A 21,063-nucleotide genomic window follows, 5' to 3' on the forward strand; every position below is an offset into this window, starting at 1 on the left:
AAGCCGTTCACGGAGGTCTTGCGGCGCTCATCGTATACAACATACGCTCCCCGAATCGCCCATTCGAGGAGCTCTCCATGACGAACCTCTCCGTCAGCGAAACGAGCCGTGTACTCCGGGCCGCGGTCGCGGCGGCCACCGTCGTCTGCGCGGTCGTCGCCTGCTCACCTGTGTCGGACAGCGGCGGCGGCGACCAGTCCGGCGGCAACCAGTCGGCAGGCCAGGACTCCTTCGGTACGCCGGCCGACCCCGCCGCCGTGAAGCAGGGCGGCAAGTTGGTCATCGCCCTCTCCGCCGAGCCCGACGCGTTGGACCCGACGCTGTCGAGAAGCCTCTACTCCCGCTACGTCTTCCAGGCGATGTGCCAGAAGCTCTACGACGTCGACGAGAAGGCGCAGGTCGTACCGCAGCTCGCGACCGCGCTGCCCACGACGAGCGGCGACGGCCGGACGGTGACCATCCCGCTGCGCCCGGGTGTGCGCTTCGCGGACGGGACGCCGTTCGACTCCGCCGCCGTGAAGGCCACAGTGCAACGCCACCTCACCAACGCCCGGTCGGCGCGCAAGAGCGAACTCGGTCCCATCGACGGCGTCGACACCCCCGACGCGCAGACCGTCGTCCTCCGGTTGAAGCAACCGTTCGCGCCGCTGCTGGGTGCCCTGGCCGACCGGGCCGGCATGATCATGAGCGCCAAGGCGCTGCAGAGCCTGGGTGACGACTTCGCCTCCGCACCGGTCTGCGTCGGCCCCTTCAAGTTCGCCAAGCGGGTGCCCCAGAACTCGATCGACGTCGTGAAGGACCCGAACTACTACGACGCGGCCAAGGTGCACCTCGACGCCATCTCGTGGCGGATCCTCACCGACGCGAGCATCCGCGCCGCCAACCTGCGCTCCGGCGACGTGCAGGTCGCCGACAGCGTGTCCACCCAGGACTTCGCCGCCCTGCGGCAGGACGCCGCGATCTCCGTCCTGCAGTCGCAGTCCCTCGGCTACCAGGGCCTGACCATCAACGTCGGCAACGTCGACGGCGTCGGCACCGCGCCCAAGCCCATCAACCGCCCCCTCGCGCAGAACGCCAAGGTACGGCAGGCCTTCGAGCACGCCATCGACCGTAAGGCGCTCGTCGACGCGGTCTTCAACGGTCTGCACGCCGCCGCCTGCTCGCCGATCTCGCCCGCGAGCCCGTTCTCGTCGCCCGAGGCGCAGACCTGCCCGGCGCACGACCCCGCCAAGGCCAAGCAGTTGCTCACCGAGGCGGGCGTGCAGACGCCGTACACGGTGACGATGCTCGCCTCCAACACCCCCGACACGCTGCGGCTCGCGCAGGCGTTGCAGTCCATGGTCAAGGACGGCGGGTTCGACCTGAAGATCAACCCGGTCGAGTACTCGTCGCTCCTCGACGAGCAGGACCGCGGCAACTTCGAGCTGTTGCAGCTCGGCTGGAGCGGGCGGATCGACCCGGACGCCAACATCACGAACTTCGTCGGCACCGGGGCCAGCCAGAACGTCGCCGGCTACAGCAACCCGCAGCTCGACACACTGCTGACCCAGGCCCGCCAGGCCGGCGACGTCGAGGAGCGCAAGAAGCTGTACGGGCAGGCGGTCACACTGCTCCAGCAGGACGACGCGCTGATCTACCTCTACCGGCAGCGGAACCTGACCGCCGTCAGCAAGCAGATCCAGGGCCTCCAGGTCTTCCCGGACGGTGTGCTCCGGGCGGGCTTCGCCGGCTTCGCCAAGTAGGTCACCGTGGCCCGATATCTGCTGACCCGCGCCTGGCAGTCGGCGCTGACCCTGCTGCTGTCGACGGTCGTGGTCTTCGTCGGCGTACGGGCGCTCCCCGGTGACCCGGCCCTCGCCCTGGCCGGCGAGGACCGCTCACCGGAGGCGCTGGAGGCGATCCGCCGCCACTACGGGCTCGACCAACCGCTGCCGGTCCAGTTCGCGCAGTACGTGGAGCGCATGGCGCAGGGCGACTTCGGGGTGTCGATCCGCACCGGCACGCCGGTCTCGTCGATGCTCACGACCGCCCTGCCGGTGACCGTCGAGTTGTCCGTCCTGGCGATCCTCATCGCCTCGGCGCTCGGGGTCGGCGCCGGCGTGCTCGCGGCGGTACGTCGCGGGCGACCGGCGGAATGGCTCGCCAACGGCCTGGCCCTGATCGGCCTGTCGGTGCCGCACTTCTGGCTGGGGCTGCTCGCGATCCTCTACCTGTCCGTGGCGACCGGGCTGTTCCCCGCCTCCGGCTTCGTGCCGATCCTGGAGGACCCCGTGGACAACCTGCACCACATCGTCCTGCCGGCGGTGATCCTCGGGACCGGCCTCGCCGCCATCATCATGCGGCAGACCCGCTCGGCGATGCTGGACTCGCTCTCGTCGGACTACGTGCGCACGGCGAAGGCGAAGGGCCTGCGACCGCGTGCCGTCATCACCCGGCACGCGCTGCGCAACAGCCTCATCGTGGTGGTGACCGTCGTGGGTCTCCAACTCGGAGGGCTGATCTCGGGCGCTGTGGTCACCGAACAGATCTTCGGGCTGCCGGGCTTCGGCAAGATGACCATCGACGCGGTGTTCCAACGGGACTACCCGGTGATCCAGGCCGTCGTCCTGCTCACCGCGACCGCCTACATCGTGATCAACTTCCTGGTGGACCTGCTCTACTCGGTCATCGACCCCCGCATCCGGGTGACGGGAGATCCGGCATGACCGTCCTCACCGTACCGATGGCGGAGACCGCGGTCGGCGTCACCAGGCGTACGCGGGTGCTGCGGCGGCTGCGCCGCAACCCCCTCGCGGTGGTCAGTTTCGTCGTGCTCGCGCTCGCCGCAGTCATCGCGCTGCTCTCGCCGTGGATCGCGCCGTACTCCGTCGACGAGACCGACTTCGCCCGTACTCTCGCACCTCCCGGCACCGCCGGGCACGTGCTCGGCACCGACGACCTCGGTCGGGACGTCCTCTCCCGCATCATGCTCGGTGCCCGGGCGTCGTTGCAGGTGGGGCTCCTGGCGGTGGCCACCTCCCTGGTCATCGGGGTGCCGCTCGGGCTGGCGGCCGGCTACTTCCGCGCCTGGGACGCGGTCATCTCGCGCTTCACCGACCTGCTGCTCGCCTTCCCGTTCCTGATCATGGCGGTGGGGTTGGCGGCCATCCGGGGCGCCAGCCTCGGCAACGCGGCGGTGGCCATCGGCATCGCCCAGATCCCCGGGGTGATCCGGGTCGTCCGCTCGGACACGCTGCGCCTCAAGTCGTTGGACTTCGTCGCGGCGGCCGTGGTGGACGGGGCCAGTGACCTGTGGGTGCTGACCCGGCACATCCTGCCGAACGCGACGTCGGTGATCCTGGTGCAGGCCACCGTCGCCATCCCGGCCGCGATCCTCGGCGAGGCGGTGCTGTCCTTCCTCGGCCTCGGCATCCAACCACCGGCGCCCAGCCTGGGCACCATGCTGGCCACCGCCCAGCAGTTCGCCGCCCGGGCGCCGTGGGCGGCCGTCTTCCCCGGCGTGGTGATCATGGGCTTGGCGCTGGCGTTCAACGTCTTCGGTGACGCCCTGCGGGACGCCCTCGACCCGAAGGGAGACCGCCGATGACCACGCCCGTGCTGGAGATCCGCGACCTGTCGGTGTCCTTCCCGACCGAGACCGGCACCGTCTCGGCGGTGGACGGCGTCAGCCTGAACCTCGCCCCCGGGGAGATCGTCGGAATGGTCGGCGAGTCCGGGTGCGGAAAGAGCGTCACCGCGATGAGCATCGCCGGCCTGCTGCCCGGCAGCGCCCGGATCACCGGCTCCGTACGCCTCGACGGCACCGAACTGGTCGGCGCCCGCGAGTCGGCGCTGCGCCGGGTACGCGGCCGGGAGATCGCCTACATCTTCCAGGAGCCGATGACGTCGTTGAACCCGGTGCTTACCGTTGGGCGGCAGATCGGGGAGGTGCTCCAGGTCCACGAGCGGATGTCCCGACGGGCCGCGCGGGCTCGCGCGATCGAGCTGCTGACGCTTGTCGGCATCCCCTCCGCAGCCCAACGGGTCGACACCTACCCGCACCAGCTCTCCGGCGGCATGCGGCAACGCGTGATGATCGCAATGGCGGTGGCCTGCGGCCCGAAGGTGCTGGTGGCCGACGAGCCGACCACCGCGCTGGACGTGACCGTCCAGGCCGGCATCCTCCAGGTGCTGCGCGACCTGCGCGACCGGCTCGGCACGAGCGTCCTCATCATCACGCACGACCTCGGCGTGATCGCCGACATCGCGGACCGCGTCGTCGTCATGTACGCGGGGCGGGTCGTGGAACGGGCACCGGTGGACGACCTGTTCGCACACCCTCGGCACCGGTACACCGCCGGGCTGCTGTCGGCGTCACCGCAGCCAGGGCGGCACGCCGGCACGGACCGGTTGACCGAGATCCCCGGGTTGGTGCCGGTGCTGTCGACGCAACCCGACGCGTGCACCTTCGCCGACCGCTGCCCGGCCGCCGACGACACCTGCCGCGAGTCCGCCCCGCCGCTGTCGGGCATCGGTGGCGAGGGCCACGTGGCGGCCTGTTGGCATCCCTGCTCGACGGCACCCCAGGAGGCGACCCGATGACGCCACAGCCGAACGCCCTGGAGATCGAGGACCTGGTGATGCACTTCGGCCCGGTCCGGGCTGTCGACGGGGTGTCCCTGACCATCCCGAGGGGTCGGGTCACCGCACTGGTGGGGGAGAGCGGCTCCGGGAAGTCGACAGTGGGCCGATGCGTGGTGCGGCTGGTCGAGCCCACCGGGGGAACGGTCCGGATCGCCGGGACCGACGTCACCCACCTGTCCCGACGGCGGCTGCGCCCGCACCGTGGCGCGGTGTCGATCGTCTTCCAGGACCCGGCCGCGTCACTGGACCCACGCATGCTGGTCGGCGAGATCGTGGCCGAGCCGCTGCGGCTGGCCGGCAGGCGGCTCTCCCGACGCGAACGGGACGCCCGCGTCGCTCCGCAGCTCGAACGGGTGGGCCTGCGCGCCGAGGTGGCACGTCGCTATCCCCACGAGCTGTCCGGTGGGCAACGCCAACGGGTCAGCATCGCCCGGGCGCTGATCTCCGAACCGATGCTGCTCATCGCCGACGAACCCACGAGCGCGCTCGACGTGTCGGTGCAGGCGTCGGTGCTCAACCTCCTCGCCGACCTGCAACGCGACATCGGGTTCGCCTGCCTCTTCATCACCCACGACCTGTCCGCCGTCGAGTACCTGGCCGACGAGATCGCCGTCATGTACCTGGGCCACCTCGTCGAGAAGGGCACCCGCGAGCGGATCTTCGCCCGGCCCGCCCACCCGTACACCCAGGCTCTGCTGTCCGCCGCGCCGGTGGCCGACCCGGTGCGCCAACGGCAGCGTCAGCCGGTGCTGCTCGGCGACGACCTGCCCTCCGCGCTCGACCCACCGTCCGGCTGCCGGTTCCGGACCCGGTGCCCGCTCGCCTTCGACAGGTGCGCGACGGAGGTGCCGGCGCAGACGGCCGTCGGCGACGGCATGGCGGCCTGCCACCTGGTCCGGCCGGACGGCACCGGCCCCGACGTTCGCACCGCAGATACCAGTGAGGTGTTGTCATGACGTTCACCACCCGACCGACGTTGCAGGGCACCTTCGGCATGGTGTCCTCGACGCACTGGCTCGCCAGCCAGGCGGCGATGGGCATCCTCGAACGCGGCGGCAACGCCTTCGACGCCGCGGTCACCGCCGGGTTCGTCCTGCACGTGGTCGAGCCGCACCTGAACGGGCCGGGCGGCGAGGTCCCGGCCATCGTGGCCACCGCGCAGGACCCCAGGCCGAAGGTGCTGTGCGGGCAGGGGCCGGCACCGGCCGGGGCGACCATCGCGCACTTCCGCTCCCTCGGGATGGACCTCGTACCGGGGGCCGGGCCGCTCGCCGCGGCCGTACCCGGTGCCGTGGGCGCCTGGCTCCTGCTGCTGCGCGAGCACGGCACGCTCACCCTCGCCGAGGTGCTGGAGCCGGCGATCGGCTACGCGGGCGCCGGTCACCCGCTGGTGGGCCGCGTGGGTGACACAGTCGCCGCCGTGCGGTCGTTGTTCGAGGAACACTGGCCCACCTCCGCCGCGCTCTGGCTGCGCGGCGGCCGGCCCCCGCGCGCGGGGGAGATGGTCACCAACCCGGCGTACGCGGACACCCTGCGCCGACTGGTGGAGGCGGGGCAGGCGGCCGGCGCGGACCGGGAGGCGCAGATCGAGGCCGCGCGACGCGCCTGGAGTACGGGTTTCGTCGCCGAGGCGATCGACGCGTTCAGCCGACGGCCGTTCCAGGACTCCAGCGGCCGACCGAATGCCGGTCTGGTCACCGGGGACGACCTGGCCGCGTACTCGGCGACATGGGAGGAGCCCGCCACCCTCGACTGGCACGGCTATTCGGTGGCGAAGACCGGGTTCTGGGGTCAGGGCCCGGTGCTGTTGCAGGCGCTGGCCACCCTCGACGCGCTCGACGAGCCCGCCGCGTACGACCCGAGCACCGCGACCGGTGTGCACGCCCAGGTCGAGGCGCTCAAGCTCGCCTTCGCCGACCGGGAGGCCTGGTACGGCGACGACGCCGACGTGCCCGCCAAGGCGCTGCTCTCCCGGGAGTACGCGCGGGAGCGGGCTGCCCTGGTCGGTGACCGCGCGTCGGTTCAGTTGCGGCCGGGACGTCCCGACGGGGCACAGCCTCGCCTGCCGGCCCACGTCCGACCCGGTGTCGGGCGGCGGGCTGATCCGACGGACCCGACGACGGGGGAGCCGACGGTGCAGTCGGACGGGGTGACCCGTGGCGACACCTGTCACGTCGACGTGGTCGACAGGTGGGGCAACATGATCTCCGCTACCCCGAGCGGTGGCTGGTTGCAGAGTTCGCCGACGATCCCGGAACTCGGCTTCCCGCTGGGCAGCAGGTTGCAGATGTTCTGGCTGGAGGAGGGCCTCGCCTCGTCGCTGGCGCCGGGGCGGCGACCGCGTACGACGTTGAGCCCGACGATGGTGCACCGCGACGGGGAACCGGTGCTGGCGTGCGGGACACCCGGTGGCGACCAGCAGGACCAGTGGCAGTTGCCGTTCCTGCTACGGCACCTCGTCGGCGGTCAGACCCTCCAGGAGGCGATCGATGCCCCGGCCTGGCACACGCTCGGCCTGCCGGGGTCGTTCTATCCACGGGACATGGAGCCCGGTGTCCTGGTGGTGGAGGACCGTTACGACGACAGCGTGCTGGCGGCCCTGCGGGCGTACGGGCACGAGGTGCGGGTGGTCGACGGGTGGAGCCTCGGTCGGCTCTGTGCCGTGACCCGGGACCCGGCGACGGGTGTGCTCGCCGCCGGTGCGAACCCCCGGGGGATGCAGGGCTACGCCTGCGGCCGTTAGGGCCTGTGTCGAAGCCCCTGGCCGGCCTGCGGCGGGCCCGGACGACGACCGGCCGCGTTGGATATTCGCCCGGATACAACACCGGTATCCGAACGAATATCCGCCTTGCCGGACCGCCGCCCGGACTCCGCCTCGGCTCGACCGAGGACTTCGACACAGGCCCTAGGCCGTCACTCCGTAGCCGCCCTCGGCGTTCTCGTGGGCTGCGGCGGACGCCGCGTCGAGGTGGGCGAGCGCGGCCCGCTCGGCGCGGTCGCCGTCGCCCGACTCGATGGCGTCGACGAGCTGGATGTGTTCGGCCCACGAGTGTGGTGCGCGTTCCGCCGCCCCGAGCCGGAAGACCCACTGGACATGGAGGTAGAGCGACTTGGCGATCGACGACAGCCAGGGGTTTCCGCTGATCTGGAGGATGCGCAGGTGCAGCATGCTGTTCAGTTCGGCGACCCGGGCCAGATCCTGTCGCTGGGTCGCCTCGCGGCCCTGGTCGAGCAGGGCCCGTAGGGCGGCCACGTCGGCGGCGGTGGCCCGTTCGGCGGCCAGCCGGGCGGCCAGCGTCTCCAGGCGCTCGCGGACGGCGAACATGTCGGCGATGGTCCCGCTGCTGGGTGAGGCGACGACGGCTCCCCGGCGGGGGAGGATCAGGACGAAGCCCTCGGCCTCGGCGACGCGGAGAGCCTCGCGGACGGGGTTGCGGGAGACGCCGAAGTCCTCGGCCAGCCGGTCCTCGGTGAGCCGTTCACCGGGTAGGTAGTTGCCGTCGATGATCGCGGTGCGCAGTGCGGCGAGGACCTGATCTCGTAGCGGCAGGTGTTGGGTGCCGAGCTTGTCCCGCAGATCGTCAGCCACCTGGTCGCCTCTCCGTGAACATGTCCGGACAAAGTGTATACGAAGAACAATCTCTGGAGGGTGGCCGACAGTGTCGAGCACAGTCCCCCGCGTGATCCAGCCCGACCTCGCAGCTCAGAAGGACCCGCGTCTCCTGCGCCGCCGGCACGCGCTCGTCGTCGTGCTCACCTTCCTGACCGGCAGCGCCGACGCCCTCGGGTTCCTCTCCCTCGGCGGTGCCTTCGCCAGCGTCATGACCGGCAACATGGTCCTGCTCGGACTCTCCGCGGGCCGGGGCGACGCCGAGCTGGCTCTGACGTCGGGCTGCGCCATCGTCAGCTTCATCGTCGGTGTCCTCGCGGGTGCCCGCGTCGTCGGCTCGGCGCAACCGGACGACCTGGTCTGGCCCCGTCGGGTCACCTGGGCGCTGGTCCTGGAACTGGTGGTGTTCCTCGTGTTCCTCGTCGTCTGGGAGGTCACCCTCCACATCCCCGACGCGGGTGTCCACCTCGCGCTGCTCATGCTGTCCGCCGTCGCGCTGGGCATCCAGAGCAGCGCGATCCAACGCTTCGGCGTCCCCGGCCTGTCCTCCACGTACCTGACCGGCACGCTCACCAGCCTGATCGCCGGCGTCGCCGCGCGCAGCCCGTGGGGCAGCCTGCGCCCCAAGGCCCAGGTCCTGCTGGCCCTCATGGTCGGCGCCGGGGTCGGCGCGCTCGTCGCCCTGCACCTGCCGGTCGTCGCCCCGGCGTTGCTGATCGTGCCACTGCTGCTCGTCATCGCCGTGTCCTCGCGGATGAGGGCCTGAGCGTCAGACGCCGCGCGCGAACAGGGCAAGGCGTACCCGGTTCGGGCTGTCGGTCTTGGTCATCAGACTGGTGATGTGGGTCTTGACCGTGGTGACACCGATGTGGAGGCGGTCGCCGATCTCGGTGTTGGACAGGCCCTCGGCGACCAGGTTCAGCACGTCCTGTTCGCGGGCGGTCAACCCCTGCACCGGTCGTGGCGTCTCGGGGCGGGCGTGTACGGCGCGTTGCACGAGGCGTCGGAGCACCTCCGCGCTGAACGGGCTGTCACCGGCCGCGGCCCGGCGGATGCCGTTCAGCAACTCGGTCGGGGGCGCGTCCTTGAGCAGGAACCCGCAGGCGCCGGCGGTCAGGGCGGGATAGAGGTGGTCGTCGTCGCCGAACGTGGTCAACACCAGGATGCGGGTGGTGGGGCGTTCGGCGAGGATCCGACTGGTCGCGGTGATCCCGTCGACGCCGGGCATGCGCAGGTCCATGACCACGACGTCGGGGAGCAGCCGCGCGGCGAGCGTGATCGCCTCGCGGCCGTTGTCGGCCTCCCCGACGACCTCGATGTCGGGTTGGGCGTCGCAGAGCATCCGCAGCCCGGCCCTGATGAGGTGCTGGTCGTCGACCAGCAGCACCCGGATCACGCCGGCTCCGGCGTGCGGGACCCAACCGGGCCCGCATGCTCACCGGGCAACGACCCGGGCGGGGCCGCGCGCTCAGCGGGCATCGACCCGCCCGGGCTCCGGTCCGACGCGGCGACCACGGCCGGGAGGGCGGTGCGCACCCGCCAGCCGGTGTCGGTCTGGCCCGCCTCCAACCGGCCACCGAGGACCTCGACGCGCTCGCGCATGCCGGTGATGCCGTGACCGCCGCCGGCCGGTAGACCCGCCGGGACCTCACCGCGACCGGTGTCGGTGACCTCCCAGTGCACCGCGTCGTCGTGGACGGCGACGACGAGCCGCGCCACCGCTGAGGTTCCGGCGTGTTTGGCCACGTTGGTCAGTGCCTCCTGGGTCAGCCGCAGCACGGCCATGCCGCGTACCGCGTCGAGCGAACCGATCGCCGGATCCAGGTCGGCCTCCACTGTGACACCGGCCTGACGTGCCCGGTCGACAGCAGCGCCGATCGCCGCCGGCAGCGCGGAGGGCTCGATCGCGGTCAGCGCCGCGTCACCGCGTACCCCGTCGGGGTCGCGCAGCACCGCGACCAGCCGGCGCAACTCGCCGAGGGCCGCCGTGCCGGTGCCGTGCACGTCGTCGAACACCTCGCCCGCCCGGGGGTCCAGGTCGGTGAGCACGTGCCGGGCCACCCCGACCCGCAGCACCATCGACGCCACGTGGTGCGCGACGACGTCGTGCAGCTCGCGGGCGATGGCGGCGCGTTCGTCGGCGCGCGCCGCGCGGCTCTCCGACTCGCGCTGTCGTTGCTCGGCGGCGGCCTGCTCCACGGCCTGCCGGCCGAGTTCCCGGTTGGTGCGGATGACCAGGCCGAGCAGGACCGGAACGCCGACCTCCACGGCGAGCCCGACGACCCCGGAGGCGAACCGACGCGGCGGGTCGCCGATCGAGTCGGTCAGGTCGACCACCACCAGCAGCGCGGTGGCCAGCCAGATGGCCCGGGGGCCACGCGCCCGCATGGTCATCTCGAGCAACGCCCAACTGGCGCCGACCTGGTTGATGGTGAAGTCGTCGATCAGGCTGATGGCGACCGCCAGCAGGGCGGCCTGCGCCACCATGTTCACCACCGGTCGGCGGTGCGCCGCCAGCGCCACCGCGAACGCCGGCACCGCGAGGACCCACTGTGTCGTCGTGGGCGTGCTGGTGGAGTGCGGGACGACGAGCAGGTAGCACAACCCGGTGAGGTCGAGCAGCACCATCCGCACGAGTGTGTCCCGCAGGTCGAACAGTCGCCCCAGCCCGCTCACGACGGTCAGCCTAGGCGTTGCGGGCCGGTGGCGGCGGTCGCCGACCGCCGCCACCGGGTCCGGACCGCGAGGTACGCGGCGAGGCCGAGCGGCCCGAGCAGGATGGTCAGCAGCAGCACCGGAGCCATCACCAGCGCCGGCACCCCCCGTTCCCTGCTGTCCAACCACGCCCACCGCCCGACGAACAGATCGAACGCGATCATGTGTGCCCAGCCCGCCGCCGCACCGTCGGAGGTGCCGAGCAGGTCGCGCACCCCGGCCAGCGTCGGCGAGGCCACGGCCGGCAGCACCTCACCGAACGCCGGCAGCACCAGCAGCGCGTAGATCACCACGACCGGCAGCACGATCAGCGGGGAGGCGATGATCCGGGCGGTCCACGACCACCGCGGCAGCAGGATCATCAGCGCCCAGAACGGCGCTGCCACCGCGAAGGTCAGAGAGAACAGCGTCGCGGTCATGCCGCCAGCGCCAGTTCCGGTCGGCGGCGGCGCGCCAGCACGAGCCCGGCGGCGGTCGCGGTCGTGACCACCAGGGCCGCGACCGCCGCGAGGGTGACGCCATCCGGGCGCAGCAGCGGCTGTCCGCGCAGCGCCTGCCAGGTCAACAACACAGTGAGTACGCCGTACGCCGCGCCCGCCACGACCACCAGCCGGGAGCGGGTGCGCTCGTCCAGCCGTGTCGCGAACCGGCTCAGCAGGATCGCCAGGATCGGCAACGCCTGGAGGGCGTGCAGCCCCACGAAGTGCCCGATCCGCAGGTCACCGCCGGTGGTGCTCCAGCCGACCACCGGCAGGCCCGCCCCGCCGTCGGCCACACCGACGCTGTGCGCCCCGGAAATCCCCTCGATGCCCGGGTCCTGAGCCGGCAGCGCCATCGGCACCGCCGCGAGCATCCCCAAAAGGGACAGGCCGAGCCCCCAACCGACCGCGCTGTGCGCCACCCGGTCGGGGATCCGCTTGATCAGCACCACGATCCCGATGACGAGGTGCGCGAAGAACAGCACCATGATCGCCGCTCCCATTGCCGCGAACAGCGCGGTGTTCAGGGGGGTGGTGTCGTTGAAGTGGCTGGTCTGCCCGCGTACCGCCTGACCGACGATCCACGCGTTCTCCACGACCGCCACCGCGACGATGACGACGACCGCCCGCTCGACGGCGCGGCTGCGTCGCGGCAGCAGGGAGAGCATCCAGGCGAGCGTCGCGCCGTACAGCACGAAGGACACCGCGAACTTGAACGGCTTGAGCCAGATCGGCGCCCCGGTGAGGACGCGCGGGTCGACGAGGATGCCGACCACGGCGACGACGGCGAGCACCGCCATCACGGATACCAGGAACATCAGCGGGCGGTTCCAGCGCCTCGCCCGGCGCACATCGGTAGTCATGTCTGTAGATGCTCGTGGCCGCTCCCGCCGATCGCGTCCGACCGCGAGCCCCGGTTGCGGCCGGTGGTCGGAACGCGCCTCCTCCCTGGGTAGGAGACGAAACCCGTCGAAGCCGCTCGGTGGTGCTGGCACAATGGCCGGCCTGCCGACCGGACGGGGATCGACGATGACGACCAACGAGGACCGTGTCCAACCGAACGAGACCACAGTGCCGCTGTTGCACTGCCCAGCCCCGGAGGAGACCCTGGCGTTCTGGCGGGCGCTGGGGTTCGAGGTGGCCTACGAGCAGCTCAAGCCCTACGTGTACCTGGCCTTCACGTGGAGTGGGTTCCAACTGCACTACGGTCCCGCGCCGAAGGACCTCGACCCGGCGAAGGAGCAGTCCGGCGGGTGCCTGGTGATGGTGGACGCGGTGGGGCCGTACCACGCGGCGTTCACCGAGGCGATGCGCCGCAGCTACGGCAAGGTGCTGGTCAAGGGCCTGCCCCGGATGACCCGCTACCGCGCCGGGTCGTCGCGGTTCAGCATCGTCGACCCGTCAGGCAACACCATCGTCTTCATCCAGCGGGACGAGCCGGACGACGTGGAGTACGGCGGGTCGAAGGAGCTTGACGGGCTGGCCCGGGTGCTCGACAACGCGCGGATCCTGCGCGAGTTCAAGATGGACGACCGGGCGGCCTACCGGGCGCTCGACTCGGGGATGCGCCGCCGCGCCGAGGACGCGCCGGTGGTCGAGCAGGCGATGGCGCTGGCCGGCCTGATCGAGCTGGCCACCGCGTTGGACAAGGCCGACCGGGTGCCCGAGTGGGGCGGCCGCCTCCAAGCGCTGTCCCTGACCCCGCAGGAGCGGACGCAGGCGGCGCAGTACGTCGCCGACCCCACCCTCCTCGAACCGTGGTGGCCCGACGCGACCTGACCCCGGCCCTCCCCGCGCACCGTCGGCGACGTGGTTGTCGCCCGCGTCGTCAGGGCCGCAGCCTGCCGTCATCGTCGAGGACAGCTTCTGCCAGCCGCTCCGGGAACATGCGACGCACGCTCGCGGAGTATTCGCTCCCATCGCCGGGCTGGATGACGCGATCGCCGTCCACCCGCACCGGTATGGAGACTCCGGAGACGACCCCGGCCCCCGGTGCTGCTTCACAGTGCGCCCAGGCGAACGACGAGGAACCGTCTCGCCCCAGCAGCCGAACCTCGCAGGTGCCTGGTCCGCCCAGCAACTCGACGGGGAGGAGCGTCACGAGACGGTCCTCCTCGGCCCGAACGTCAGCCGCGTTGCGGTCAGGTAGCGGGTAGGGCGGTTCGGAGCAGCCGGTGAGCAGCCCGATCGCCAGACCGAGCCAGACGGCGTGTCGGCGAATCACCAGTGCAGCATCCCATCCGGTGGTTCTGAGCCGCCATCACCGTCAGTTTGCGGACCGAGCGCTCGCGGCGCTGCGGCGGAAGAGCAGGGCCACGCCGGTGAGGATGACCAGCAGCAACCCGGTGAACCAGTCCATCGCCGTGCCGGCGGTGACGGCCTGGGTGGCGACGCCGATGCCGACGGACGGCAGGATCATCCCCAGGTAGGCGACGAGGAACAGCCCGGCCAGGGCCTCGCCGCGCCGGACCGGGGCGGCCATCGCCACGACGGCACCAACGGCGGCCTTGAACAACACTCCGGCGCCGATGCCGGCGACCACACCGCCGACCAGGAACGCCGTGAGACTGGCGGCGTGCATTCCCACCAGCAGGAGGGGTACGCCGAGGGCCTGGGCGAGCAGCCCGAGCCGGACCTTCGCCGGGCCGGTGAGCCGGCTGGTGAGGGTCTGCGCCGCAGCGGCACCGCCGAACACGGCGAACACGATAGTGCCGGCCAGCGCACGCGACGGAAGGTGCAGGGCACCCGCGACGAAACCCGGGGCGACCGAGGTGAACAGGCCGAACACGGCGAAGGACGCGAACCCGGCCGCCGCCGCAGCCAGGTATCCGGCCCGGTCCGCGTGGTCGGCGTTGATCCGCTGCGGCCGGTAGGTGGGCTTGACCAGCGGCGCCTCGACGGTCTCCGGGGTCAGGGCGACCGCCACGATGCTCACCGTCAGCAGGACGGCGAACACCAGGTACGGGGTACGCAGCGGCGCGTCGACGTACTGGGCGAGGAAGCCCGCGATCAACGCGCCGACGCCGAGGCCACCGATGTTGGCGGCCGTCGAGACCATCTCGAAGCGTTGGCGGGACGAGTCGGGCCGGTGCGCGGCGTGCAGCTCCTGGAGGTAGGCGGTGGCGGTCGCGGTGATCATGCCGATGCCCAGCCCGCTCACCAGCCGGGCGACCAGCAGCACCGGCAGGGACGGGTCGCCCAGGAACAGGGCGGCGGCCACCAGCTCCAACACCAACGCCGGAATGAGGATCTTCTTGCGGCCGACCCAGTCCGAGACGTGACCGGCGAGCAGCAGGCTGATCACCACGCCCACCGCGTAGACCGCGAACACGACAGTGCCCATGAAGGTGGAGAAGCCGTCCCGCGCCATGTACAGCGGGTAGAGCGGGGCAGGCACTGTGCAGAACGCCATCGCGACCAGGAACGCCAGGGCGATCGCCCAGAACCCGCGGCCGTGCCGGCGGGATCCCGGCATGGACACGGCGGGGCGGGAAGACAGGGTCGTCGACATGGCCCCACTGTCGCTGGGCCCAAGCATCAGAGCCAACGAAAGTTGATGCTAGCGACGATCGCGTTCGGTGATACTTGGTGGTGTGGAACTCCGCCAACTTGAGTACTTCGTCGCCGTGGCCGAGGAGCAGAACTTCACCCGCGCCGCCGCTCGGCTACACGTCGTCCAGTCCGCGGTCTCGGCGGCGGTCAAGACCCTCGAACGCGAACTGGGTGCGCCGCTGCTGGACCGCAACTCCAAACGCGTACTCCTCACCGACGCCGGGGCGGCGCTGCTGCCGCGCGCCCGGATCGCCCTCGACGCGGCCCGCGACGCGCGCGACGCCGTCGCCGAGGTGCACGGCGGCCTGCGCGGCACCCTGCGCATCGGCACGATGACCTCGATCAGACTCCTGCACCTGCCGGCCCTGCTCGGCGAGTTCCACCGCCGGCATCCCGGGGTGCTGCTGCACACCAGCGTCGCCCCGCACGGCTCCCAGGGGCTCATCGACGCCCTCGCGGAACGCCGGCTCGACCTCGCGTTCGTCTCCCTACCCGGCACGCCCCCGGCGGAGATCCACCTCACTGAGCTGGCCAGTTCGGCCCTCGACCTCGTCGTCCCGGACGACCACCCGCTGGCCACCCGCGAGGCGGTCACCCTGGCCGACATCGCCGGGCTGGACTTCATCGACTCTCCGGTCGGCTACGGCAATCGGGCCGTGACCGACCGGGCGTTCGCCGCGGCCGGCCTGTCCCGGCGCGTCACGATCGAGATCCCCGACATCGCCACCGGCGCCGACCACGTCCGGCACGGGCTCGGCATCGCGCTGCTGCCCCGGTTCGCCGTCGCCGACGACCACGGTGTGCGCCTGCTGACCGTCGCCGGTGCCGACCTGAACTGGACGGCGTCCCTCGCCATCCCGGTGGACCGCCCGGTCGGGGCTGCCGCCCGGGCGCTGATCAGCCTGACCGCCGAGTTCCTGCCTTGACGGGCGCCGGGGTGAGGGCTACGAGGCCAGGCGCTCCGCCACTGTGTGATCCGCTCGGACGAACTCGACCCCGTCGTCCGACTGGTTGATCTCCGACCACACCGCGTCGAGGGAGAGGCCGAGGACGTCGGCGATCGCCGCGATGGTCGGGAAGGCGGGGGTAGCGATACGACCGGACTCGATCTTCCGGAGAGTCTCCGGTGAGACACCCGCGTCCAGCGCGGTGAGGAGCATCGAACGTTCCCCCCGGGCGCGACGCAGGAGGGCGCCGAGGCGCTGTCCGCGTTCGACCTCTGCGGGAGTGAGCGGCAACCTGACCATGCCCCGATTCTAGTACCGGGATAATATGGCCGGGATACTTATTGGTTCGAGGAAGGCGCGGCATGATCGAGATCCTGAGCCCCACCGACCTGCCCCGCGCTCGGGACACCGGAGCCCTGGTCGCCGGCATCCTGCAGACGTTGAAGAGTCGCAGCGTGGTCGGCACGAACCTCCTGGACATCGACGCGTGGGCGCAAAGCATGATCATGGAGGCCGGGGCGCAGTCCTGCTACGTCGACTACGAGCCCTCGTTTGGGCGCGGCCCCTTCGCCCACTACATCTGCACGTCGGTTAACGACGCGGTGCTGCACGGGCTGCCCTACGACTACCGGCTCGCCGACGGCGACCTGCTGTCGCTCGACCTCGCCGTCTCCCTGGGTGGGGTGGTCGCCGACTCCGCGATCAGCTTCATCGTGGGCGAGACGCAGCCCCCGGACAGCGTCGCGCTGATCGACGCCACCCAGCGCGCGTTGAGCGCCGGCATCGCCGCCGCCGGCCCCGGAGTCCACATCGGCGACATCTCCCACGCCATCGGCTCGGTTCTCGGCGCGGCCGGATACTCGGTCAACACCGAGTTCGGCGGCCACGGCGTCGGCTCGACGATGCACCAGGACCCGCACGTCTCCAACACGGGACGGCCAGGCCGCGGCTACCGGTTGCGCCCAGGGGTGCTGCTGGCGCTGGAGCCGTGGGTCATGGCGGACACCGCCACGCTCGTCACCGACCCCGACGGCTGGACCCTGCGCAGCGTGACCGGCTGCCGGACCGCGCACAGCGAGCACACGATCGCCATCACCGACGACGGTGTCGAGGTCCTCACCATGCCCAAGCCCTGACCCCTACGCTACGAACCGTCGGCCCGGCGGATCGCGGCCGCCATCTCCGACGAGCTGTGGTCGGCGGCTACCCCCTCGACGAGGATCACCTCGCCGGCGAGGTGCCTCGTCCGCAGGGGCTTGATTTCCTGGTAGGTGGGGGATCCGTACCAGGAGCGGGCCCTGCTCAGGTCGGGAAACTCGATGATGACCAGGTCGCCCGGCCAGTCGCCCTCCAGGACCTCGATCGGCCCGCCGTGCACGATGAACCGGCCGCCGAAGGGCACGAGGGTGGCCTGGATGCGCTCCAGGTATTCCAGCACCTCGGCATGGATGGGAGCTCTGCGCAGGTGAGCAAGCGCGTACGCGGTCATGATTCTCCGTTCGTTGCGGTCGGGGCTTCGCCCCTGGAGAAATAATCGCGAGCGCTGGCGCGCGTTGTCGATTACGTCGCAGGTAATGCGCCGCCCCCCGACGCGGTCAGTAGGGTCGGTGCGTGACGACCAGGCCGGGGCGACCGGTGGGTGAGCTGCTGCGCGACCAGCGCCGCAGGCGCGGGATGACTCAGCTCGACCTGTCGATCGAGGCGGGCGTGTCGGCCCGGCATCTGAGTTTCGTGGAAACCGGGCGATCCCGGCCGAGCCCGGACCTGATCCTGCGGCTGGCCGAACAGCTCGACACGCCGCTGGCGGAGCGCAACACGATGCTGCTCGCCGGCGGATACGCCCCCGCCTACCCCAGCCACGACCTGGACGGCCCGGAACTGGCTCCGTTGCGTGCCGCCGTACGGCAGATCCTCAACGGACACAGCCCTTACCCGGCGGTGCTCGTCGACCAGCACTGGCACCTCGTCGAGGCCAACCCCGCCGTCGCCCTGTTCACCGCGGGCGCGGCGCAGCACCTGCTGGCCCCGCCGATCAACGTGCTACGGCTCAGCCTGCACCCCGACGGCATGGCCCCGCGAATCCTCAACCTCGCCGAATGGCGGGCCCATCTGCTCAACCGACTGCGCCGGCAGGCTGTGACCACGAACGACCCGACCCTGTCCGCACTGCACGAGGAGCTTCACTGTTATCCGTGCGGCGACGACGTCCTGCCGACCAGCGACGACGTCTCGGCCGTCGTTGTTCCGCTCCGTTACCGCCACGGTGACCAGGAGCTGTCCTTCCTCAGCACGACCACCCTGTTCGGGACCCCGCTGGATGTCACAGTCGCCGGCCTGGCCGTCGAGGCGTTCTTCCCGGCGGACCCGGTGACCACCGCCGCGCTCCACGCCCTTGATGCAGGCTCCGCCGAGGTGGGCTGACGGCGGGCGATGCCAGCGCGCGCACACGCCAACGGCGCGCTTTGGTCACGGCGCGTTTCAAAATGAACCGATCGGTCATGTTTTCCGTGATGACGGTCAGGGTCACCCACCAGAGTCACGGAGGCAGGATGTCAACGGTTCGAACCGGTCCGGTCATCGGACTGCTCGTGCAGATCGGCTTGCTGGCGGTGCTCGCGCAGACCGTCGGTCTCGGCCCGGCCGGGTGGGCGGCGGGGCTGGCGTACGGGGTGGCGCTGTGTACCCTGCTCAGTCGGGGGATGTCCCGCTCGGGCGCACGTGACCTGGGCCCGGCCGACCAGGTGACTCTGAGCCGGGCGATCCTCGTCGGTGGCGTGACTGCCCTGGCCGCGGACTCGTTCTCCCGGCCGGCACCTGTCGCGTTGATGGTCGTCCTCACCAGTGTGGCGCTGGCTCTCGACGCCGTGGACGGTTACACGGCCCGACGCACAGGGACGTCCAGCGAGCTGGGCGCGCGCTTCGACATGGAGATCGACTCCTTCCTGGTCCTGGTGCTCTGCATGTACGTCGCCCCCTCGGCGGGTGGCTGGGTGCTCGCGATCGGCGCGATGCGGTACGTCTTCGTCGCCGCGAGCTGGGTGCTGGGCTGGATGCGCGGATCGTTGCCGCCGCGCTACTGGCGGAAGGTCGTCGCCGCGATCCAGGGCGTGGTGCTGACGGTGGCGATGGGCGACGCGCTGCCCGGGCCACTGACGACAGTCGTGCTGGTGGCGTCGCTGGCGCTGCTGGTCGAGTCGTTCGGGCGGGACGTCGCGTGGCTGTGGACGACGCGTCACCTCCGCCGCGCCCTCGCCCACGACGCTGCGGAGGACCGGCGCACTCCGGTCGTCCACGGCACGGCGGATGGGCTGCCCTGGCCAGAGCATCGGACGGTCGCCGTGGCCCGACGCGGGATCGCCCGCGTCTGAGTCGCCCGGTTACCGCACTCAACAAAGATCATGGAAGGATGCCCGGGTTGTCGCTCTTGACGCGCGTACGTCAGATGCCGAGCCAGGGACGGAAGGCGATGAGGGGCGAGCTTTCGGACGTCACCGCCACCGACGGCACCGAGGCCGAGGGCCGGCCGAAGCGCTCCGTCGTGGCCCGACTGGTCACCCTCCTGGCCGTGCTGCTCGTGGTGCTCGTGCTCACCCTGCCGTACGACTTCGGCCGTCTCAGCCCGGGGGCGTTCGTACGGATACCCCTGGAGGCGCTGCTGGCTGTCGCCCTCCTGCTCGCCCTACCCCCGCGTTGGAGCAGGTTGGTGGCGACGCTCGCCGGCGTGGCCCTCGGCCTGCTCGGCCTGCTGAAGCTGTTCGACCTGGGGTTCACCGCCGCGCTCAGCCGGGCCTTCGATCCGGTGCTCGACTGGGGGCTGCTCGACGAGGGGTTCGCCTTCGTCAGCGAGTCGTACGGCCGGCCCGTCGCCATCGGCGTGGCGATCACCCTGGCGGTGGTGGCCGTCGGCCTGCCCACCCTGGTCACGCTGTCGATGCGACGACTGCGCCGGCTGGTGATCCGGCACCGCGCCGGGACCACCCGGGTCGTGGCGGCGCTGGTGGTCGTCTGGGTGGTCTGCGCCGCGTTCAACGTGCGGGTGGTCGACGGCGTGACTGTCGCCGACACGTCCGCGACCACCCTGACCAACGGCCACGGCTTCCAGGTACGTCTTCGTCTCGACGACCGGGAGAGGTTCGCCGCGCTGCTCGAGGACGACCGGTTCGCCGAGACGCCCGGCGACCAACTACTCACCGCGCTACGCGGCAAGAACGTCGTCGTCTCCTTCGTGGAGAGCTACGGCCGGGACGCCGTCGAGGACCCGGAGTTCGCCCCGCAGGTCGGTGCGGTCCTCGACGGAGGGACCAGTCGGCTCACCGCGGCGGGGTTCGCCTCGCAGAGTGGTTTCCTCACCTCGCCGACGTTCGGCGGCGGTAGTTGGCTCGCGCACGACACCCTGCTCTCCGGCCTCTGGGTCGACAACGACCAGCGGCACCGCACCCTGTTGGCGAGTGACCGGCTGACCCTCAACAAGGCGTTCCAACGGGCGAGCTGGCAGACCGTCGGCGTGATGCCCGCGGTGAGCAAGCCGTGGCCGGAGGGCTCCTTCTTCGGCTACGACCGGTTCTACGACGCCCGGAAGCTCGCGTACCGGGGGCCGAAGTTCAGCTTCGGCACCATGCCCGACCAGTACACGCTCGCCAGCTGGCGGCGGCTGGAGCAGTCGAATGGCGACGGCGACCCGACGATGACGGAACTCGCGCTGGTGTCGAGCCACGCGCCGTGGACGCCCGTCCCGGAGCTGGTCGACTGGGCCGCCCTCGGCAACGGGGCGATCTTCAAGGGCACCGCCAAGGAGTCCGACGACAAGCGACGCAACACCGAGCAGATCCGCGCGGACTACCGGCACTCCATCGAGTACACGTTGAGCGCGCTCATCTCCTACGTGCAGACCTACGGCGACGACGACCTCGTGTTCATCTTCCTCGGTGACCACCAGCCCGCCGCCGTTGTCACCGGCGACAACGCCAGCCGGGACGTCCCGATCTCCATCATCACCCGGGACCGGGCCGTCCTGGACCGGATCTCCGGGTGGGGTTGGCAGGACGGGCTCAAGCCGGGACCGCAGGCACCGGTCTGGCGGATGGACACCTTCCGGGACCGGTTCCTGACCGCCTTCGGGCCGTGACCCGGCCCCCTC

The 21,063-nt window shown here is 71.3% G+C and carries 21 protein-coding genes and 1 pseudogene; 13 read left to right on the forward strand and 9 right to left on the reverse strand.

Going from position 1 to position 21,063, the window contains the following annotated elements:
- Nucleotides 1-77: 77 nt before the first annotated feature.
- The 6 genes from FHU34_RS14525 to FHU34_RS14550 are packed head-to-tail and all read left to right on the forward strand — an operon-like array spanning nt 78 to nt 7,366.
- Nucleotides 78-1,742 carry an ABC transporter substrate-binding protein gene (locus FHU34_RS14525; protein WP_145780689.1) on the forward strand — a complete coding sequence of 555 codons (1,665 nt, stop codon included), beginning with the start codon at nt 78-80 and terminating at the stop codon, nt 1,740-1,742.
- Between the two features lie 6 nt (nt 1,743-1,748).
- The gene (locus FHU34_RS14530) at nt 1,749-2,705 is read left to right on the forward strand and encodes an ABC transporter permease (protein WP_145780691.1); all 957 of its coding nucleotides are present in this window, start codon (nt 1,749-1,751) and stop codon (nt 2,703-2,705) included.
- Nucleotides 2,702-3,586 carry an ABC transporter permease gene (locus tag FHU34_RS14535; RefSeq protein ID WP_145780693.1) on the forward strand — a complete coding sequence of 295 codons (885 nt, stop codon included), beginning with the start codon at nt 2,702-2,704 and terminating at the stop codon, nt 3,584-3,586. Before FHU34_RS14530 ends, FHU34_RS14535 begins: the two co-directional genes overlap by 4 nt.
- A complete protein-coding gene (locus FHU34_RS14540) occupies nt 3,583-4,581 on the forward strand; it encodes an ABC transporter ATP-binding protein (RefSeq protein WP_145780696.1) in 999 nt (332 codons plus the stop codon). Before FHU34_RS14535 ends, FHU34_RS14540 begins: the two co-directional genes overlap by 4 nt.
- Nucleotides 4,578-5,579, forward strand: coding sequence for an ABC transporter ATP-binding protein (locus FHU34_RS14545; protein ID WP_145780698.1), 1,002 nt, complete (start codon nt 4,578-4,580; stop codon nt 5,577-5,579). Before FHU34_RS14540 ends, FHU34_RS14545 begins: the two co-directional genes overlap by 4 nt.
- Complete coding sequence (locus FHU34_RS14550; protein ID WP_145780701.1) at nt 5,576-7,366, forward strand: gamma-glutamyltransferase family protein; 1,791 nt, start codon at nt 5,576-5,578, stop codon at nt 7,364-7,366. The genes FHU34_RS14545 and FHU34_RS14550 overlap by 4 nt, the downstream gene beginning before the upstream one ends.
- 162 nt (nt 7,367-7,528) lie before the next feature.
- On the opposite strand, the gene FHU34_RS14555 is transcribed toward FHU34_RS14550, so the two are convergent.
- Nucleotides 7,529-8,212, reverse strand: coding sequence for a GntR family transcriptional regulator (locus FHU34_RS14555; protein ID WP_145780702.1), 684 nt, complete (start codon nt 8,210-8,212; stop codon nt 7,529-7,531).
- Between the two features lie 91 nt (nt 8,213-8,303).
- Here FHU34_RS14555 and FHU34_RS14560 point away from each other — a divergent pair, with 91 nt between their 5' ends.
- A complete protein-coding gene (locus FHU34_RS14560; RefSeq protein WP_167524824.1) occupies nt 8,304-8,999 on the forward strand; it encodes a YoaK family protein in 696 nt (231 codons plus the stop codon).
- Between the two features lie 3 nt (nt 9,000-9,002).
- Here the strand turns inward: FHU34_RS14560 and FHU34_RS14565 are convergent, their stop codons facing one another.
- The 4 genes from FHU34_RS14565 to FHU34_RS14580 are packed head-to-tail and all read right to left on the reverse strand — an operon-like array spanning nt 9,003 to nt 12,290.
- Nucleotides 9,003-9,629, reverse strand: a complete 627-nt coding sequence (locus tag FHU34_RS14565; protein ID WP_145780706.1) for a response regulator transcription factor — start codon at nt 9,627-9,629, stop codon at nt 9,003-9,005.
- Nucleotides 9,626-10,861, reverse strand: a complete 1,236-nt coding sequence (locus tag FHU34_RS14570) for a sensor histidine kinase (RefSeq protein ID WP_425280573.1) — start codon at nt 10,859-10,861, stop codon at nt 9,626-9,628. Before FHU34_RS14570 ends, FHU34_RS14565 begins: the two co-directional genes overlap by 4 nt.
- A gap of 53 nt (nt 10,862-10,914) precedes the next feature.
- Entirely contained in the window at nt 10,915-11,367 is a 453-nt protein-coding gene (locus tag FHU34_RS14575) for an ABA4-like family protein (RefSeq protein ID WP_145780710.1), read from the reverse strand.
- Nucleotides 11,364-12,290, reverse strand: a complete 927-nt coding sequence (locus FHU34_RS14580; RefSeq protein ID WP_145780712.1) for a hypothetical protein — start codon at nt 12,288-12,290, stop codon at nt 11,364-11,366. Before FHU34_RS14580 ends, FHU34_RS14575 begins: the two co-directional genes overlap by 4 nt.
- A gap of 166 nt (nt 12,291-12,456) precedes the next feature.
- Here FHU34_RS14580 and FHU34_RS14585 point away from each other — a divergent pair, with 166 nt between their 5' ends.
- Nucleotides 12,457-13,206 (forward strand): VOC family protein, encoded by a 750-nt coding sequence (locus FHU34_RS14585; RefSeq protein ID WP_145780715.1) that lies wholly within the window; start codon nt 12,457-12,459, stop codon nt 13,204-13,206.
- Nucleotides 13,207-13,255: 49 nt separating this feature from the next.
- Here the strand turns inward: FHU34_RS14585 and FHU34_RS14590 are convergent, their stop codons facing one another.
- Both FHU34_RS14590 and FHU34_RS14595 read right to left on the reverse strand, forming a co-directional pair.
- Nucleotides 13,256-13,651 (reverse strand): hypothetical protein, encoded by a 396-nt coding sequence (locus FHU34_RS14590; protein ID WP_145780716.1) that lies wholly within the window; start codon nt 13,649-13,651, stop codon nt 13,256-13,258.
- A 42-nt stretch (nt 13,652-13,693) separates the two neighbouring features.
- The gene (locus FHU34_RS14595) at nt 13,694-14,938 is read right to left on the reverse strand and encodes an MFS transporter (protein WP_244311672.1); all 1,245 of its coding nucleotides are present in this window, start codon (nt 14,936-14,938) and stop codon (nt 13,694-13,696) included.
- 82 nt (nt 14,939-15,020) lie between these two features.
- Between FHU34_RS14595 and FHU34_RS14600 the strand changes: the two genes are divergently transcribed.
- Nucleotides 15,021-15,905 carry a LysR family transcriptional regulator gene (locus FHU34_RS14600; RefSeq protein ID WP_145780718.1) on the forward strand — a complete coding sequence of 295 codons (885 nt, stop codon included), beginning with the start codon at nt 15,021-15,023 and terminating at the stop codon, nt 15,903-15,905.
- 18 nt (nt 15,906-15,923) lie between these two features.
- Here FHU34_RS14600 and FHU34_RS14605 read toward each other — a convergent pair whose 3' ends face one another.
- A complete protein-coding gene (locus FHU34_RS14605; protein WP_145780720.1) occupies nt 15,924-16,226 on the reverse strand; it encodes a helix-turn-helix domain-containing protein in 303 nt (100 codons plus the stop codon).
- A 62-nt stretch (nt 16,227-16,288) separates the two neighbouring features.
- On the opposite strand from FHU34_RS14605, the gene map reads away from it, so the two are divergent.
- Nucleotides 16,289-17,062, forward strand: coding sequence for a type I methionyl aminopeptidase (gene map / locus FHU34_RS14610; protein WP_145780722.1), 774 nt, complete (start codon nt 16,289-16,291; stop codon nt 17,060-17,062).
- 8 nt (nt 17,063-17,070) lie between these two features.
- On the opposite strand, the gene FHU34_RS14615 is transcribed toward map, so the two are convergent.
- Entirely contained in the window at nt 17,071-17,415 is a 345-nt protein-coding gene (locus tag FHU34_RS14615) for a DUF1330 domain-containing protein (protein ID WP_145780724.1), read from the reverse strand.
- Between the two features lie 122 nt (nt 17,416-17,537).
- Here FHU34_RS14615 and FHU34_RS14620 point away from each other — a divergent pair, with 122 nt between their 5' ends.
- The 3 genes and pseudogenes from FHU34_RS14620 to FHU34_RS14630 all read left to right on the forward strand — a co-directional run bounded on the left by FHU34_RS14620 (nt 17,538) and on the right by FHU34_RS14630 (nt 21,051).
- The gene (locus FHU34_RS14620) at nt 17,538-18,347 is read left to right on the forward strand and encodes a helix-turn-helix domain-containing protein (RefSeq protein ID WP_280116483.1); all 810 of its coding nucleotides are present in this window, start codon (nt 17,538-17,540) and stop codon (nt 18,345-18,347) included.
- A gap of 128 nt (nt 18,348-18,475) precedes the next feature.
- A pseudogene (locus FHU34_RS14625) lies at nt 18,476-19,168 on the forward strand (CDP-alcohol phosphatidyltransferase family protein); the annotation flags it as partial.
- A gap of 224 nt (nt 19,169-19,392) precedes the next feature.
- Nucleotides 19,393-21,051 (forward strand): sulfatase-like hydrolase/transferase, encoded by a 1,659-nt coding sequence (locus tag FHU34_RS14630; protein ID WP_145780728.1) that lies wholly within the window; start codon nt 19,393-19,395, stop codon nt 21,049-21,051.
- The last annotated feature ends 12 nt before the right edge of the window (nt 21,052-21,063 follow it).

It is taken from the genome of Micromonospora taraxaci (genome assembly GCF_007830095.1).
In the GTDB taxonomy this organism is placed as follows: domain Bacteria; phylum Actinomycetota; class Actinomycetes; order Mycobacteriales; family Micromonosporaceae; genus Micromonospora; species Micromonospora taraxaci.